The following is a 16,518-nucleotide window of genomic DNA, read 5'->3' as shown; positions in this document are numbered from 1 at the left end:
AAATTTTAATTCCGTATCAACCAATTATTAATTAAAAACCTATTAGAATGAGTAGCTTATACCACCGAAAACATTAAGCCCAATCACTTCATAATGTAGGTATCTGCTATACGATGAGTTTAGTAAATTATTTGCTCTTGCAAAGGCAGAAAACTTATTGTTTATCTTGTAAGATACTCCGGCTCCTAAATCAACAAATCCTTTTACAGTAACTACTCTTTCATTAGCAGGGTCTGGAGTATAATATGGATTAGCAGGTGCGGCAGTATAAATTTTCGCTTTGCTATCATCTTGTATAGCTACAGAAGCGTTAAGGGTTACTTTCTTATTAATCACATATGAAAGATCTGAACTTAAACGCATCTGAGGTTTAAACCAACTTTGTGTTTCAGCAGCTGGTTTATAATCTTCAAAATTTAATTTACCAGTCCATTTTAATGCGTCACTTACCTGTACAGAAAGTTCTCCTTCTAATCCAATAAGTTTCATTGTTCCGAAATCGTAGATGACATCAAATTTATTGAAACTTGAAAAATTGTTTACGAACAATGGCATATCTTCAATGCTTTTGTGGTAAACTCTGGCTTTGTATCCAAATCCAGGACCACCTGTTCCCTTAATACCTCCACTAATGCTCAGTTTTTCAATAGAGTTTCTGATGGTAATATTGTTGTTCAGGAATGGGTTGTCGTCTGTAAATTGTTTTAATGAGTTACGATTTACATCACCTTTTACTTCACCGAATATTTGTAGATAATCAGGTATTAATGTAAAATCTGCAGTTACAGCAGGGAAGATTCTGGTAGATGAAAATGCTCCAAATTCCTGTACAAAGTTAATTCCGGCAGTTATTTTTACTCCACTGGCTTGTAATCTTATATAAGGATTCAGTTTTAGGAGGTTATTGCCTACACTTACTAATTCATCTTTAGTACTTCCAAATTCAGTTGAAGCCGCAAGGCCTAAATTAAACTTGCTAATCCTTTTATTTACATATCCATTTAAAACAACTGAGTTTTCTTTGGCATTAAATTTATCACTCCAGATATATCCGTTAAGTTTTAAAGCATAGCTAAGTGCATCAGGATCTTCAGTGTATTTATTAACAAGCTCACCTTCTGCTTCAAAGAAATTAAGTGTTTGCTTCTCAGGGTTAGGATTTAGGGTAGGGTTGTCCTTATCAATTCCATAGAAATATAATCCATTTCTTTGGAAGTTAACACGACCACTTAGCGTAACAACATCGCCTATACTGCGACCAAAAACGCTTAGCTTTTGTTGACTAGATTGCTGCTTATTTAGTTTTCCCGATTGGCTAAAGTGTTGGAAATATCCACCAGCTTGCATTGCCTCGTCACGACCGATATTGATATAAGCCTCACCAAAAATAGTCTTTGCAGATCCAAATCCGCCTTTAACATAGTTATTTATTAGTTCATCTTGTTTTGCAGCAACAACTTCCTGAGCCTGTAATTTATTAATGTCAGAGTTTAATTCTAACTTTCTATCCGTAAGGCTATAGTTAAATTTGGCTTTGTATGTTTTTATGTCGTTTAAGTCTGGACTTCTTCTCAACTTTACAGCTTCTGCTAAGATGGGTTTGTAAGGTCTTACAACTTCAATTTCTTCGGTAACAGCTTTTTCATCCGTTTTCTTTTCAGTGGTTTTTGTATCCTGAGCCTTTAACCCTAAGGATGCAGCTGTGATAAAGAAAAGGGTACTATATATTAATTTGGTTAATCTCATGTTGCTTAATCTTATTTAATTTTTTGTAATTTCTCTTTAGCAGTTGGAACGATATCATCCTTGCCATCATAGTTGTCTATAATACTTAAGAGAGTGCTTTTAGCTTGTAACTTATCTTTAAGAGCTACATAATTATCTGACAATAAAAGGAACGATTTAGCTACCCAATAGTCATAAGAAGCCATGTTATTAATCAGATCAAAGCATGTTTTAGTTGAAGTTTTGTAATCACCCTTTGTGTATTGAATGGCTGCGATATTGTATTTAGATTCGGCAGCCGCCAGAGTTTTAGTTTTACTAACCACATTATTAAAGGCTTTTACTGCACTGGTAGTATCTGCTTTTAGCAAATATGCTTTACCGGCATATAGATCAGCACTGTTTTTTTCTTCTTCAGAACCCTTTTCAGACTCTTTAATCAGCTTAACATACTTAATCATATCATCCGGCATATTTAAAGCGCTGTAAGCTTTTAGTAGATTGTTTAAGGCGTAATTGTAATGCACCTTGTAATCAGCCGTTGTTTCTAATCTTTTTAGGTAAACGATTGCTTCGTTGTATTTTTTCTGATCTAAAAACAACTGAGAGATACTCACTAATGATCGTTCAGTATAATCACTTGTCCAGTCATTAAGGATGTATTCATAATCAGCAACAGCTTCTAAAGGACGACCAAGTTTAACTAAAGACTCAGCTCTTACAAACTTAGCCTCTTTGTCATGTATCGCTTTTGGATACTTGTCGAAATATGCATTAACCGCTTCAAAAGCACCTTTAAAATCACCTTTTAAATAAAGGTTGTTAGCGCCTTGGAAAACAATATTGTCTTGTTCAGATTCAGAGAAGTTTCCTAGCGGTGTTGAGTTAGCATAGGCAATGAAACCTTGAGAATCGCCACGATCAACGTAGATATTCTTAATAGATTCAAGTGCTTGTTTAGCCTCTTCGCTACTAGCGTAATCTCTGATTACTTTTTTGAACGATTCTAATGCCTCATTATCTTTATCCTGATTGTATTGTACAAGACCAATAGTAACCAATGCTCTTGGAACATAACTACTATTTGGGTATTGGCTTACCAAGCTAATAAGGTCAGTGCTTGATTTATCGAAGTTTCCGATATTGAAATAAGTATATGCAGTTTCAAAACCTGCATCATCAGCATAATTAGAATTAGGGAACTGTTTAAGTAGATCCTGCATGGTTCCAATTTTAGCTTCATTTTGGTTTTCCAAGCCTTGGATCATACCACGTTGAAACAGTGCGTAATCCTCGCCTGTAGACCTTGCGTTAATGATCTTGTTGTAATTTACAAGCGCATTACCGTAGCTTTTATTAACAAAATAGGAGTCAGCTAGTCTTATAATTGCATCATTAACTGTTTTTTGATCTTTATCATTACCTCCTAAAAAGCGTTCAAAATAGGTAGCAGCTTTTCCGTAGCTTTCGTTCTCAAATGCAGCATATGCAAGTGCATAATTTGCAAAATTATAAACGCCCGTTTTATCAGCACCCGGCATTCCAAGGAATGTTTCGAAGTGTTTAACTGCCTCGCCAAATTTTCTTAATTCATAAGAAGCTTCAGCTTTCCAGTAAGTGCTTAATGCATGGATTTCCTTATCTTCAGGGAACTTCTCAGAACGTAAAAACATAGATAATGCATTAGGAAATGCACGTTCATTATAAAACTCTAGTCCTCTAAAATAGGTTACCTTTTGATAAGCTTCCTGAGCTTCTGGAGATTTATTTTGTATTGGCTCAAGTATATCGATAGCTGCCTGATAGTTTTTACTGGTCAATAGAATTTCGCCCAATAAGGTTTTGGCTTCGTTTATTTTACGTGAGGTTGGGAACTGCTTTAAAAAGTTCTGAGTTGCCTCAAGTGCTTGCTGATTAAAGTCAAGTTCATAGCTTAATCTCGCATAATTAATCCATGACTCTTCCTGAATTACTTTATCAAAATCAAGTCTTGATGCTCTGAAGAAAGCACTTCTTGCTTTTTCCTTGTTTTTTAGGACAATGAAAGAGCGACCCAAAGTGTACATCCCGCTTTGAAGATAGATGTCGTCTGTATCAAGTTTCTCCAATATAGTAACAGACTCAGGATATCTCTTCAATTGAAATAATGAGTAACCATACTGATAAATGAACAGGTTGTTTTTAACGTTCGATTTATCTTTTGCATAAAACTCTTTAAAATACTTTTCAGCATTTACAAAATCGGATTTTGCAAAATATGAAGCAGCAATAAGACTTAACATTTCAGCCTCATACTGTTGCTTAGAAGATTTAAGGATAGGTAAAGCATATTCCAATACATCATCATATCTTTCATCAAGATAGTACATTGAGGTAATGTAATATGGGTAACTAGACTCATATGTTGGAGAGCCTTTTAGCTTTTCAAAATTACTCAACGCAGTTTTGTATTCCTTGTTCAGGTAGTTGATGTATGCAAAATAGTAAGTAGCACTTTCCTGAAATGGAGATTTCTCTTTTTTAACAAGCTCAAATAATGGCTCTGCTTTTTCAATATCGTTTTGTACAAAATAAGCGTAACCCTGTTTAAACTGATATTCTAAACGCTGTTTACCAGAAAGGGTAGAAGGATCTGTTTTTTCAAACCATTCTAATGCTTTCTTATAGTTTTTCTGATCAAAATAAGATTTACCTACATGGAAATAGGCAAGTTTTGTATTAGAGTTAAGTGGATAATCTTTTATGAAATTTTGGAACAAACTTTCAGCATCACTATTACCTAATTCTAATGCACAAACGGCAGCGTAGAATTTTGCATTTTCTTTTAGTAAAGAAAGTTCAGAATTACTCTCTTGTTGTGTACCTGGTTTTTGTCTAAGTTGTTCAACTAGTTTGAATTGCTGAGCTGCAGCAACGTATTTTTCATTGTCAAGCAGTTCAAGGCCTGTTTGGTAGTTTTTATTGAGGTTAACTAGTAGGCTCGACTGCCCATAACTTGCAGTAAAACCGCCTGCTAGTAACAGCGGAATAAAAAAGTATTTTTTTTGCATCTGATTTCAAATATGGTTGGTACTAATATAGATATAGTATTGTGTCTTCTTTACATAAGAAATTAACATGTGTTGATAACACAGGTTTAACGAACAGAAAAAGGAAATGGTATAAAAAAGCTGTTAAAGAAAGTTAATCTCTTTGAGAAGCAAGTAGATAAAGTACTGCCATCCTAACTGCAACCCCATTTTCAACCTGTTCTAAAATGATTGATTGTTTGCTGTCAGCAACATCACTGGTAATCTCCACACCACGGTTAATTGGGCCTGGATGCATCACAATGATTTCTTTATCTAGATTATCCAGAATCTGCTTATTTAAGCCATACATCATAGCGTATTCTCTTAAAGAAGGGAAGTACTTAATGTCTTGTCTTTCCAATTGAATGCGCAGCATGTTTGCTACGTCACACCAATTAAGGGCTTTAATTAGATCATGTTCAACTTTTACACCAAGGCTATGGATATGCTTAGGAATTAGAGTGGTTGGTCCACAAACCATTACCTCAGCACCTAGTTTTTGCAGGCATAAGATATTAGAAATAGCAACTCTTGAATGAAGAATATCTCCAACGATTACCACTTTTTTACCAGCTACATCACCTAGTTTCTGACGAATAGAAAAAGCATCAAGTAAAGCCTGGGTTGGATGCTCATGTGCACCATCTCCGGCATTCACGATTTGTGCTTTGATATGTTTACTTAGAAATTGTCCTGCGCCTGCATATGGATGTCTCATCACTACCATATCCACTTTCATAGCCAGGATATTGTTAACAGTATCTATTAAAGTTTCACCTTTACTTACAGAGGAAGAAGAGGCTGCAAAATTAACAACATCTGCAGAAAGTCTCTTTTCTGCTAGTTCAAATGAAAGTTTGGTTCTTGTTGAGTTTTCGAAGAAAATATTGGCAATAGTGATATCTCTTAAAGATGGGACCTTTTTAATCGGTCTATTAATTACATCTTTAAAATTATCTGCAGTTTCAAAAATCAATTCAATATCATTCCGGTTAATATCTTTGATACCTAAAAGATGTCGGGTTGATAATTTCTCTACTGCCATATTATTTATTGCTTTCTGATAATAAGATAACTTTGTCTTCTCCTTCGGTTTCTTTCCAACTTACCTTAACTCTTTGAGAATTTAGGCTGTCAACCTGTTGACCAATATAATCTGGTTCGATAGGTAGTTGTCTGGAAAAACGCCTGTCAATTAACACCATTAGCTCAACCTTTTCAGGTCTGCCATAAGCCAACAATGCATCCATAGCAGCCCTAATAGTCCTGCCTGTCCACAATACGTCATCTATAAGGATAACATTTTGGCCTTCAATTATAAAATCTATGGTATTGCTGTTCGCTGAAACTATTCCGTCCTTTCTCCTAAAGTCATCTCTAAAAAAAGTAATGTCTAAATTGCCTTTTTTAATATTGGTTTTCTTAAGGATTTGGGAAAGCTCTTGTTGTACCCTGTCGGCAAAGTAACTACCTCTTGGTTGTATACCTATTAAAACAGTATTAGAAAAATCGATGTGATTCTCAATTAATTGGTGACAAAGTCGCTTAATTGTGATCTGGAATTTTTGTCCGTCTAGCAGGGTTCTCTTTTGCATTGACTAATGATTAAGCAAATATAAAAAAATGGAATTGAATTCAATGGTTGTTTTTGATAAAATTATAGAAAGAAGTCTGAATTACTTATTGATCAGCTAAGTATTTTTTACTGTAATTTATCTTTAATAGGTTGTAACGCTTAAACTGAGTATTTAGCCTTTTCTTAAAATCGACATAATTACGTTTATTTTTCGGGCTCCATAAAACTTCACTAAGCGCATCTAATCTAGGGAAAAGCATGTATTCAGCTTTCGCTGGGTTAGCAATATATTCCGACCACAGGTTTCCCTGTGCACCCCAAATGTATTGAGCTTCTTTGGCAGTAAGTTCTGCGGGTACAGGTTCATAATCATATACAGTTTTCAGTGGTAAAAACTTCGCAGCCGTTAGTGAGTCATCTTTCATAAACTGGGCATGATTAAAGTACATAGAATTTTCAGGAGTCATAATTACTTTGTGCTGTTGCTTTGCTGCAGCAATCCCACCTTTCTCTCCACGCCAGCTCATTACAATGGCATTAGGGGCAAGGCCACCATCTAGAATTTCATCCCATCCGATAATAGTTTTTCCCTTGCTGTTTACAAACTTTTCCATTCTATGTATAAAATAGCTTTGCAAACCATTTTCATTTTTCAATCCTTTTTCTTTAATCAGTTTTTGAGCAAATGCAGATTGTTTCCACCAGATTTTTGAACATTCATCGCCTCCAATATGTATGTATGGAGAAGGAAATAGGTCCATTACCTCAGTCAGTACTTCTTCCAGAAAGGCAAATGTTTTTTCTGTTGGTTGCAATACATTATTAAATTTATTGAAGATTCCCCATGTTTGAGCAACTTGAGTTGGGATGCGTGGCGTAGTTCCAAATTCAGGATAAGCCGCCAAAACTGCCATACTATGTCCGGGCATTTCAATTTCAGGAATAATGGTAATGTATCTGTCCGCTGCATATTTTATTACCTCCTTAACTTCCTCTTGTGTATAATATCCCCCGTATCTTATATTATCATTGCCTGTCCCCGGATAAAGACCGATAATAGTTCCATTACGCCATGCACTAATTTCTGTAAGTTTAGGATGTTTTTTTATCTCTATCCGCCAGCCATGATCATCAGTAAGGTGCCAATGGAAGTAGTTTAATTTATGGAGTGCCAGATAGTCAATGTATTTCTTAATAAAGTTGACATCAAAAAAATGTCTGCTAACATCAAGATGCATTCCTCTGTAGGCGAAACGAGGATAATCAATAATCTCGACGGTGGAAATATCTAGTTTTTCAGTATTAACAGGTGATAATGGCCAGAGCTGTATAATAGTTTGTACAGCGTAGAAAATGCCCTGAGGGGAAGGAGAGCCTGCGTTTATTGTAGTTGAAAGGACAGAAACAATGTACTTGTCTGGATTGGGATATAGTTCACGGTCTATAACTAAATTTATCGATCGCCGGGGACCAATTTTCATTAGTTCGGTAACTATGGGAAGTCTTAAGTTGTAATATTTATAGATGTAATCTGATAAGAACTGCGCAGAAGGCTTTGCTTCAATGGTATTAATAAAGATGACTATATTCTTATTGATACTGAATTTCTCATTAGGGGATGACCCCGGATTCATCTCAACAGGAGCGGGTATTATGCCCTGAGCATTTAGTTTAAAGGTGAGAATTATAAGTAAAAATAAGCATAGAATTATTCTCATAGTAGGGGGTGTAATGTGTGTTGCTCAAAAGTAACAAATAAGTGCCCAAATATTAATGCAAAAAAAGCCCCTCAAAATTTGAGGGGCTCTTAAATTATATAAAGTTAAATGGAACTAGCCTTTTTTAGCTTTGTTCTCTTCACCTTCCATTTGTTGTTTTAATTGTGCAAGCACGCCTAAATCACCTAATGTAGATTTTTCAACTGAATCTTTAACTTTTTTCACTGCACTGCTAGATGCTTTAGCTTCTTTTTTCTTAGTAGCTCTTTCTTCAGCAACAGCTTCAGCTTTAGCCTCTTCCCAGATACGGGCGTGAGAAACAACGATACGTTTAGCATCTTTGTTAAACTCGATGATTTTGAAATCATTAGTTTCTTCAGCTTTGATAGTAGTACCATCTTCTTTAGCCATGTGCTTAGTAGGTACGAAACCTTCAACACCATATGGTAAAGCAATAACAGCACCTTTATCAGTTACTTTAACAACAGTTCCTTGGTGGATTGAATCTACAGTAAAGATAGTTTCGAAAGTATCCCAAGGGTTTTCTTCTAATTGTTTGTGACCTAAGCTTAATTTGCGGCTTTCAACATCTAATTCAAGAACAACTACGTCTAATGTATCACCTACTTTAGTGAATTCGTTAGGGTGGTTAACTTTTTTAGACCAAGAAAGATCAGAGATGTGGATTAAACCATCAATACCTTCTTCGATTTCAACAAATACACCGAAGTTAGTCATGTTTTTAACTACAGCAGTATGTTTGCTTCCGATAGGATATCTTTCAGCAACATTTTGCCAAGGATCTTGAGTTAATTGTTTAATACCTAAGCTCATTTTACGCTCGTCTCTATCTAAAGTTAAAACTTCAGCTTCGATTTCGTCGCTAACTTTCAGGAATTCCTGAGGGCTGCGTAAGTTTTGAGACCAAGACATTTCTGATACGTGAATTAAACCTTCAACACCAGGAATGATTTCAAGGAAAGCACCGTAATCAGCAACAGTAACAATTTTACCTTTAACTTTAGAACCAACAGCTAAGTTAGCATCTAAAGATTCCCAAGGGTGAGGTGTTAATTGTTTTAATCCTAATGCGATACGTTTTTTCTCGTCATCAAAGTCAAGAACTACAACATTGATTTTTTCGTCTAAGCTCAATACTTCTTTTGGATGCTCTATGCGGCCCCAAGAAATATCAGTGATGTGAAGTAAACCATCAACGCCACCTAAATCGATGAATACACCGAAGTCAGTGATGTTTTTAACTGTTCCTTCAAGAACCTGACCTTTTTCAAGTTTAGATACAATCTCAACTTTTTGGCTTTCTAAGTCGTCTTCAATTAAGATTTTATGAGATACAACTACGTTTTTAAACTCGTGGTTGATCTTAACAACTTTGAATTCCATTGTTTTACCCACGTATACATCGTAATCGCGGATAGGTTTGATGTCAATTTGAGAACCTGGTAAGAAAGCCTCAACACCCATAATGTCAACGATAAGACCACCTTTAGTACGGCTTTTAACAAATCCGTTGATGATTCTGTCATTGTCAAGGGCTTCATTGATAGTTTCCCATGATCTCTGAGTTTTAGCTCTTTTACGAGACAAGATTAATTGGCCGTTAGCATCTTCAGGGGCTTCCACGAAAACGTCAACTTTATCGCCAACTTTCAAATCAGGTGTATCACGGAATTCAGAAGTAGATACTAAACCGTCTGATTTAAATCCAACGTTCAATACCACGTCTTTGTTGTTAATCGAAACAACAGTACCGCTAATGATTTCACCTTGAGTGATTTGATTGAAAGTATCGGTATACATGTCTTCAAACTTTTTACGGTCTTCATCAGAGTATTTTCCGAAAACTTTATCATCAGCATCCCAGTCAAAATCTTGATCAGGTGTTGCTAACGATGATTTGATCTGTTCGATCGACACTGAATCAGCTTCTGATTCAATGGTTTCTTTTTCAGCAAGACGAGCGTCTGCGCCTTGAAGTTCAGCTGTTTTAGCCTCTAGTTCTTTTTCTGCTACTTGTTTTTTAGCCATTAAAATTAAATCTCCTTTTCCCGTTAGGGACGGCAAAGATAATAATTAATATTTTTAAAGAAAAGATTTTTTTGATAAATGTTGTTGATTTAGAACAGATTGTGATGGTATTATCACGGTATTTAAATTTAACGATATATATATAAGGGTCGGTCCTAGTAGTAATTTAGTTACAAATAAGTATTTAGAAGTAGTCTAAATAATTGTAAATTTATTTTACTTTTGCAGAAAATACCATCAATTCTTACAGTAAATGAAACAAGGGAAAACTAAAACAGCCTGGCAAAAAACACGTAAATTCTTTAACGACATTCACCTTTGGCTAGGTTTAGCCAGTGGTATCATTGTAATCCTTATTTGTCTAAGTGGTACTATATATGTATTCAATACTGAACTTAAAGAAATGGCTTCACCTGAATTATATAAGGTAGATGCCAAAGGAGCTAAACCAATCCAAATAGAGGCATTGATGGCAAGAGTTAAAGCGAGTACCGGTGGTAAGGTTACCTCAGTTAAAATACCGGCTGATCCTAACAAGACGTATCAGTTCATGGTTAAGATGAAAGATAAAGATGGAGAAGGAAAAAAAGAAGGAGGAGATAGGAAAAAAGGAGCAGCAGAATTATCAGGAGCTCCTTCAAAAGATAAAAATAAAGGTGGTAAAGGAAAAGAAGGACCAGGAGAAGGAAAGCGCCCATCAGCCTTTGCGGTAAATCAATATACAGGAGAAGTGCTTGGTAATGTTTCTGAAACAAAAACTGCAACAGGAGAATTCATGAAAACTATGTTTAGTTTGCACAGATGGCTACTATTAGATAAAATAGAGAAACCATTGTTCGGTGAGTTAGAAAACCGCAAACTAGGTAGCTATATTTCAGGTACGGCTACAATCCTTTTCACATTAGGAGTAATAACAGGAATTGTAATCTGGTTTCCTCAAAAGATGAAAGCCTGGAGACAGGGTTTAAAAGTGAAATGGAGTGGGAGTTGGAAAAGAACCAATCACGATTTGCATAATAGTTTGGGTTTTTACGCCTGTATATTTTTATTCTTGATGGGTATTACCGGACCTCAATGGTCGTTTCCTTGGTATAGAGAAGCGTTAAGAAAAACATTGGGTACTTATCAGCCTGAAGGATTTGAGCCTCCTGCAGATCCGGTCTCAAAAATCAACGCTGAGAATGCTAAGTCATTAAGTATAGCTAAATATATAGATAAAGCTCAAGAAGTACTTCCTTATGCTGGTGATTATTTGGTTTCGTTGCCAAAAGATTCTCTTTCTGCAATTGCCATTACCAAGAATCGTACAGGCTTTTTTGCTCCTTCAGCAGGGGATAAGTTATTGCTTGATCAATATACTGCCGGAGTTTTAAAAGTAGATGTGTTTAAGGATAAGCCTTTTAATGAGAGGGTTTCAGGATCAATTAAAGCATTGCACCTAGGTGATGTTTATGGTATGTTTACCAAAATAATCTATTTCTTTGCATGCTTAGTTGCTACCACATTGCCGGTTACCGGTACATTAATATGGCTTAATAAACTGAAAAAGAAACGCAAGCCTAAAAAGGTAAATCCTGTTCAAGCTATGCAACCCGCACTTTAAATTTATCACGATAATCTTTAGGTGGCATTCCTGAATTCTTTTTGAATAGCTGCCTAAAGGTTTTAAGATCATTATATCCCGAGTTTAGCATAACTTCCATAATACTTTGGTTTGTTTGCTCAAGCAGTTTTTTTGCTGCCTCTATCCTGGTTTTCTGCAGGTATTCAATTAATGTATTTCCCGTTGCATGTTTAAACCTACGTATAATGTTGCGTCTGCTTGATGGGATTTGTTTCAATATATCTTCAATGGTTATTGGCTCGCTGTAGGTATTTTCCATACTGAGTTGTATTTTCGACACCAATTCATCTCCATGATCACGTATAGGTGTAAATGAACCGAAATGGCTTTGCTGATCGCGATTCATATCAATTGAAAATATTTTAGCCACACGTACAGCTACATCCCTGTTACAATAGTTATGAATTAAACGCAGTAACAGATGGAAACTACTTGTTGCTCCTCCGCTTGTATAAATTCTTGTATCGTGGGTAACTACCGCATCAGGTTTAAATGTTACATCAGGAAAATAAGAAGCAAATGCTGTACTGGCATTAATGTGTGTAGTAGCTTGTTTGCCATTTAGTAAGCCGCTTGCAGCAAGTAGGAAGGCTCCTGTACAAAAACTAGCAATCTCAGCACCCTTTTTGTATTGTTGCTGCAACCAAGGCAAAAATTCTACATTCTCATTTAAGAATAAGCTCATTTCGCCTGTATCAAAAGCGGGTATTAGCACAATGTCTTGCTTATCGGTTGCAGTTAAAAGTTTGGGAATATACTTCTCAAATGTGGCTACTTCATTGGTGTAATCTCCTATATAGAACAGATTGAGATCAAAAATAGCATCCTTGCCATTAGATTTATAGTAACTATTTACAGTATCGAAAACATCTAAAATAGCAGCTATACTAAGTAGTCGATATTTTTTAGTTAACAGCAGTGCAACTTGTACCATGATCTTGCATTTAGATATGCAAATTAGGAAAAAATGTACAAAGAGTTTAAAGTTAAAGATTTGTTCATGTATTGCTAGTTCAGACCAAAACTGGTAAACATATGTTTACCAGTTTTGGTCTGAACTAGCCGCTACTATGTGATTGATTTTTTACTTTTCTTTTTACGTCCACGCCAAATAAGGAAGCCGGTTATAGGTAAACTCGCGCCAACAAGGCTAGCTGCAAAAGCCATTATCTTTCCTGGTAATCCGGCTATTGCACCAATATGAATATCATAATTCATTCTCATCATCTTATCTGCAAAGCTGGCATTAGCGAGTTTTCCGTATACATGATTAACCTCTATTTCTTTTAGTGTATATTGGTCGTAGTACAAGAAATCTGCCTGCCAGTAAGTATCTGTATCCGGATTTATTGCAATTTCGATTGCCGATTTTTTGTTTTCAGGAACATGTACCTCCAAACCCCCAGTATATCCGGGCATTTTGTTTAATGTTCTAGCCCATAAAATATCAATAGCAGGCTTACGCCCAATGGCGGAATTAACTAATGTACTATCGGAGAAGCTTTCCTCAAATTGGTTCAGCGTTTTACCTCCGGAGGCTATCCAGAAGCTTGATTTAGCAAACCATTGAAAGCCCATAACCAAGCCTGTAAAAGCGATAAAAATAAGAATCCATGTCATGTAAAAGCCGAACACGTTGTGCAGATCGTAGTTTACCCTTTTCCATTTGGCATTCCATTTAATAGTAAATCTTTTGGCGCTGGCGGCTTTGTTTTTTGGCCACCATAAAATCAATCCGGAAATTAATAAAAAGAAGAACATTAAAGTAGCACTGGCTAGAAGTGGCTGACCAATGTTTGGGGGAAGCCATAGATAGTAGTGACCCATGATCATTATTCTGAAGAAATCATCGTCCATGTTTTTAACCTTTAGCACCTCTCCGGTGTAAGGATTAAGAAAAACAATCCAATAATATTCAGGGTTTTCGGCAAAATACACTACTCGTGTGGAAGCACCTTTTTCATAACTAACACTATGTGCATGTTTGCCTGGAACAGTCTTGTCAGCAATCAGTTTTAATTTAGAGGGCTCAATAAAAGGGTTGTTTTGGATCTCTACGAAACGATAAGGTTGGGTAACGTTTTCTATTTCACGTTCAAAGGCCAATATGCAACCGGTTATGCCTAAAAAACATACAAATAGCCCTGACGTTAATCCGAGCCATAAGTGTATTTGTCCTATCCAGTATTTAAACCGGTATTTCTTAGTCGTACTCATTTAAAATTTGTAGGCAATACTTAATCGATAATTTCTCGGAGATTCTGCCTGCCAGGAGAAGACTGCTTGGTCATAAGTTGGCGCATTCCAGTAATTGGTATAATAGGCTCCTGAATACAAATATTTATCTAGAAGATTAAAAACGTTTCCGGTAATTCTTATGCTTCTATTTTCCCAGAAAAGGCCTGCATCCAATTTAAAATAATCAGGTAGATTCTGTTTTGAATTGTCACCACTGTAAGTACCCATAGCTCTGCCCGCCAGATAGGTAAAACCGGAAGAAATACCTGTGCCCTTAAGTGCTCCTCTTTGTAGCGTATAACTTAACCAAGCATTTGAGATATGTTTAGAAAATCCTGGAACTACCTGGCCAACAGCCATACTTGTTACACCATCAGCTACTTTGGTTACTTTACCATCTGTATATGCATAATTTGCTATCAATTTCAGCCCAGCGAAGATTTCACCTTTTAAATCAAATTCTATACCCTGAGCTCTTTTCTCACCAACTACGACACTAAAGTTTTCGCCGGCTTTATTGAAGGGATCTGCTGTAAGTTCATTCTGTTTTAGAATTCGGTACACTGATAAAGTGGTATTCCATTTTCCATTAAACCAATCCTTCTTTATACCAACTTCATAATTTGTGCCAGTGATAGGATCAATGCTTCCTCCGTTGCGTAAAAAGCCACTTTGAGGTGTAAATGCTTCATCATATACAGCATATACCGAAGTGTTTTTGTCTACAGAAATACTTAAACCCACACGTGGAGTGAAATGTTTCGCTTTGTCTGGACTTCCGCCCCAGACTGATTGACTTACATAGGTATACCTGCCGGCAAGTGTTAAGCGAATTTTGTTATCCATAAAACCAAGTTCGTCCTGTAAATAACCGCTAAGATATTTTTGATCCATTAAACCTCCTGCAGCAATAGCCCTATCTTGCAAACTGGTTTGTCTGTCGAAGTTTGGGTAGCCATTAGATGGAAAGCCATAGTTAGGATTCTTTAAATCAAAAGGGGAAGAGGGGAGGTCTAAATTATGCGATTGACCCCAATCTGCCATGTAGTTTTTTTTACCTCCATCAAAGCCAGCTAAAATATTATGATTTATCCCACCTGTTTTTACTTTTCCGTTTATAAAGAATTGGGCTAGTTTCATACTACTTTCGGCATCCCAAATACCTACATTTCTAATTATGGTACTGTTGGCATAAACTGCTGATGGCCAAGAACTATATCCGTTTTGCAGGTATTTAGAATAAGCTACCTGTGCCGTTGCTTTCCAGTTATCACTGAAGTTATGTTGTAAATTAATGAAAGCGCTATGATCGTTAATTCTGGTAGGGGGTATTCCTGGTTGCGTAAGTGTGAAATCCCGTGGTAAACTAGCATAACCTTCTGGAGAGAAAATATAAAAAGAACCTACTTCAGTCATCTTGGCATTTTGTAATGCATATTCTGCTGTTAGTTTTGTTTTATCAGATATCTGGTAGCTTAATGAGGGGGCAAAAGTATAGCGATCATTTTTCTCAAATGGTCTGAATGAACCCTTAGTTTGTGCAGCAGCATTCAATCGGAAAAGCAACTTTCCGTCATCAGTTAATTTTCTGTCAAAATCTACACTAGTTCTGTACAGGTCGAAGCTCCCTGCTGTAAAAGAAACTTCACCACGATTGTTGCCTGTTGGTTTTTTAGTAACAACATTATACATGCCACTTGGATCACCATTGCCGATCATAAAACCAGCCGGACCTTTAACAAATTCAATATGATCTACCATGCTCATATCCTCTGTAAGCGGTCCCCAATACGATGAAACAAAGTTAAAGCCATTTCGCATTGCTTGAATTTGGGAGCCTCTCATTGTGATATTAGTATACATATCCCCCCAATGTTCTAGTCTCGCAGCACCACTAACGTTTCTAAGTACACCATCACTCATACTAATTATCTGTTGATCAGCCAATGCTAATCCGCTAACAATTTGAATATTTTGAGGAATTTCTAATAAAGGTTGGTTTAATCTTAAAGAAGATGAAGGCTGATCTACTTTGTATTTTTTAGCATTTGTAGATATGTTTACTTCTTCTAGTGTACTAAGGTCTTCTCTCAACACAAAATCAACTTTAGTATTTCCAGATTCTGTAACGTCTACCGTTTTTTCTTGAGGACTTAAGCCAACAGCGGATACTCTTATCGTGTATTTTCCAATATTTACTTTTTTGATTTCATAGTCGCCGTTCTCATTTGTGGTGGCCCCAAAAGGTTTTCCAATTAGTTTAACGGATACAAATGCTGCATTGTGCCCATCTGATGTGATGATCTTTCCACTAATATCACCGACTTGTTGGGCAATAGTATTAACGGAGAGAAATAGAAGCGTTATAAGTAAGTTAACTACTTTAAAATTATTCATTTATTCTTTTGTTTGTTTATTTGGATTAATTCTAATTAATAGCAAAGTAAGCGTCTAATATTTTATAATCAAAATTTATTTAGAATTATTCTAATCTGTATGGTTTCGATAATTTGATAG

At 36.1% G+C, this 16,518-nt stretch carries 10 protein-coding genes; 1 reads left to right on the top strand and 9 read right to left on the bottom strand.

Annotated features, from left to right (window positions below; translation table 11 throughout):
- Positions 1–42 precede the first annotated feature (42 nt).
- From HQN83_RS21905 to rpsA, 6 genes are all read right to left on the bottom strand, one after another.
- Positions 43–1,746, bottom strand: a complete 1,704-nt coding sequence (locus HQN83_RS21905; protein ID WP_173093364.1) for a TonB-dependent receptor — start codon at positions 1,744–1,746, stop codon at positions 43–45.
- An 11-nt stretch (positions 1,747–1,757) separates the two neighbouring features.
- Positions 1,758–4,775, bottom strand: coding sequence for a tetratricopeptide repeat protein (locus HQN83_RS21900; protein WP_173093362.1), 3,018 nt, complete (start codon positions 4,773–4,775; stop codon positions 1,758–1,760).
- Positions 4,776–4,908: 133 nt separating this feature from the next.
- On the bottom strand, positions 4,909–5,841 hold the full coding sequence (locus HQN83_RS21895) for an aspartate carbamoyltransferase catalytic subunit (RefSeq protein WP_108206835.1): 933 nt from the start codon (positions 5,839–5,841) through the stop codon (positions 4,909–4,911).
- A 1-nt stretch (position 5,842) separates the two neighbouring features.
- Positions 5,843–6,391 carry a bifunctional pyr operon transcriptional regulator/uracil phosphoribosyltransferase PyrR gene (pyrR, locus tag HQN83_RS21890; protein ID WP_068891580.1) on the bottom strand — a complete coding sequence of 183 codons (549 nt, stop codon included), beginning with the start codon at positions 6,389–6,391 and terminating at the stop codon, positions 5,843–5,845.
- An 85-nt stretch (positions 6,392–6,476) separates the two neighbouring features.
- Positions 6,477–8,090 carry a beta-N-acetylhexosaminidase gene (locus HQN83_RS21885; protein ID WP_173093360.1) on the bottom strand — a complete coding sequence of 538 codons (1,614 nt, stop codon included), beginning with the start codon at positions 8,088–8,090 and terminating at the stop codon, positions 6,477–6,479.
- A gap of 114 nt (positions 8,091–8,204) precedes the next feature.
- Positions 8,205–10,139: a 30S ribosomal protein S1 gene (gene rpsA / locus HQN83_RS21880; RefSeq protein ID WP_108206833.1), complete on the bottom strand. Its 1,935-nt coding sequence runs from the start codon at positions 10,137–10,139 to the stop codon at positions 8,205–8,207.
- Between the two features lie 253 nt (positions 10,140–10,392).
- On the opposite strand from rpsA, the gene HQN83_RS21875 reads away from it, so the two are divergent.
- Positions 10,393–11,742 (top strand): PepSY-associated TM helix domain-containing protein, encoded by a 1,350-nt coding sequence (locus HQN83_RS21875; protein WP_173093358.1) that lies wholly within the window; start codon positions 10,393–10,395, stop codon positions 11,740–11,742.
- Here HQN83_RS21875 and HQN83_RS21870 read toward each other — a convergent pair.
- The 3 genes from HQN83_RS21870 to HQN83_RS21860 form a co-directional block, all read right to left on the bottom strand.
- Positions 11,723–12,697 (bottom strand): GlxA family transcriptional regulator, encoded by a 975-nt coding sequence (locus tag HQN83_RS21870; protein WP_173093356.1) that lies wholly within the window; start codon positions 12,695–12,697, stop codon positions 11,723–11,725. The two genes, HQN83_RS21875 and HQN83_RS21870, sit on opposite strands and share 20 nt — an antisense overlap.
- 134 nt (positions 12,698–12,831) lie before the next feature.
- Positions 12,832–13,980, bottom strand: a complete 1,149-nt coding sequence (locus HQN83_RS21865; protein ID WP_173093354.1) for a PepSY-associated TM helix domain-containing protein — start codon at positions 13,978–13,980, stop codon at positions 12,832–12,834.
- Positions 13,981–16,398: a TonB-dependent receptor gene (locus tag HQN83_RS21860; protein WP_173093352.1), complete on the bottom strand. Its 2,418-nt coding sequence runs from the start codon at positions 16,396–16,398 to the stop codon at positions 13,981–13,983.
- Between the last annotated feature and the right edge of the window lie 120 nt (positions 16,399–16,518).

Origin of the sequence: Pedobacter foliorum (assembly GCF_013266735.1) — a bacterium.
GTDB lineage: Bacteria > Bacteroidota > Bacteroidia > Sphingobacteriales > Sphingobacteriaceae > Pedobacter > Pedobacter foliorum.
The sequence above is the reverse complement of the archived record's forward strand: the minus strand, read 5'-3'. Positions and strand labels throughout refer to the sequence as shown.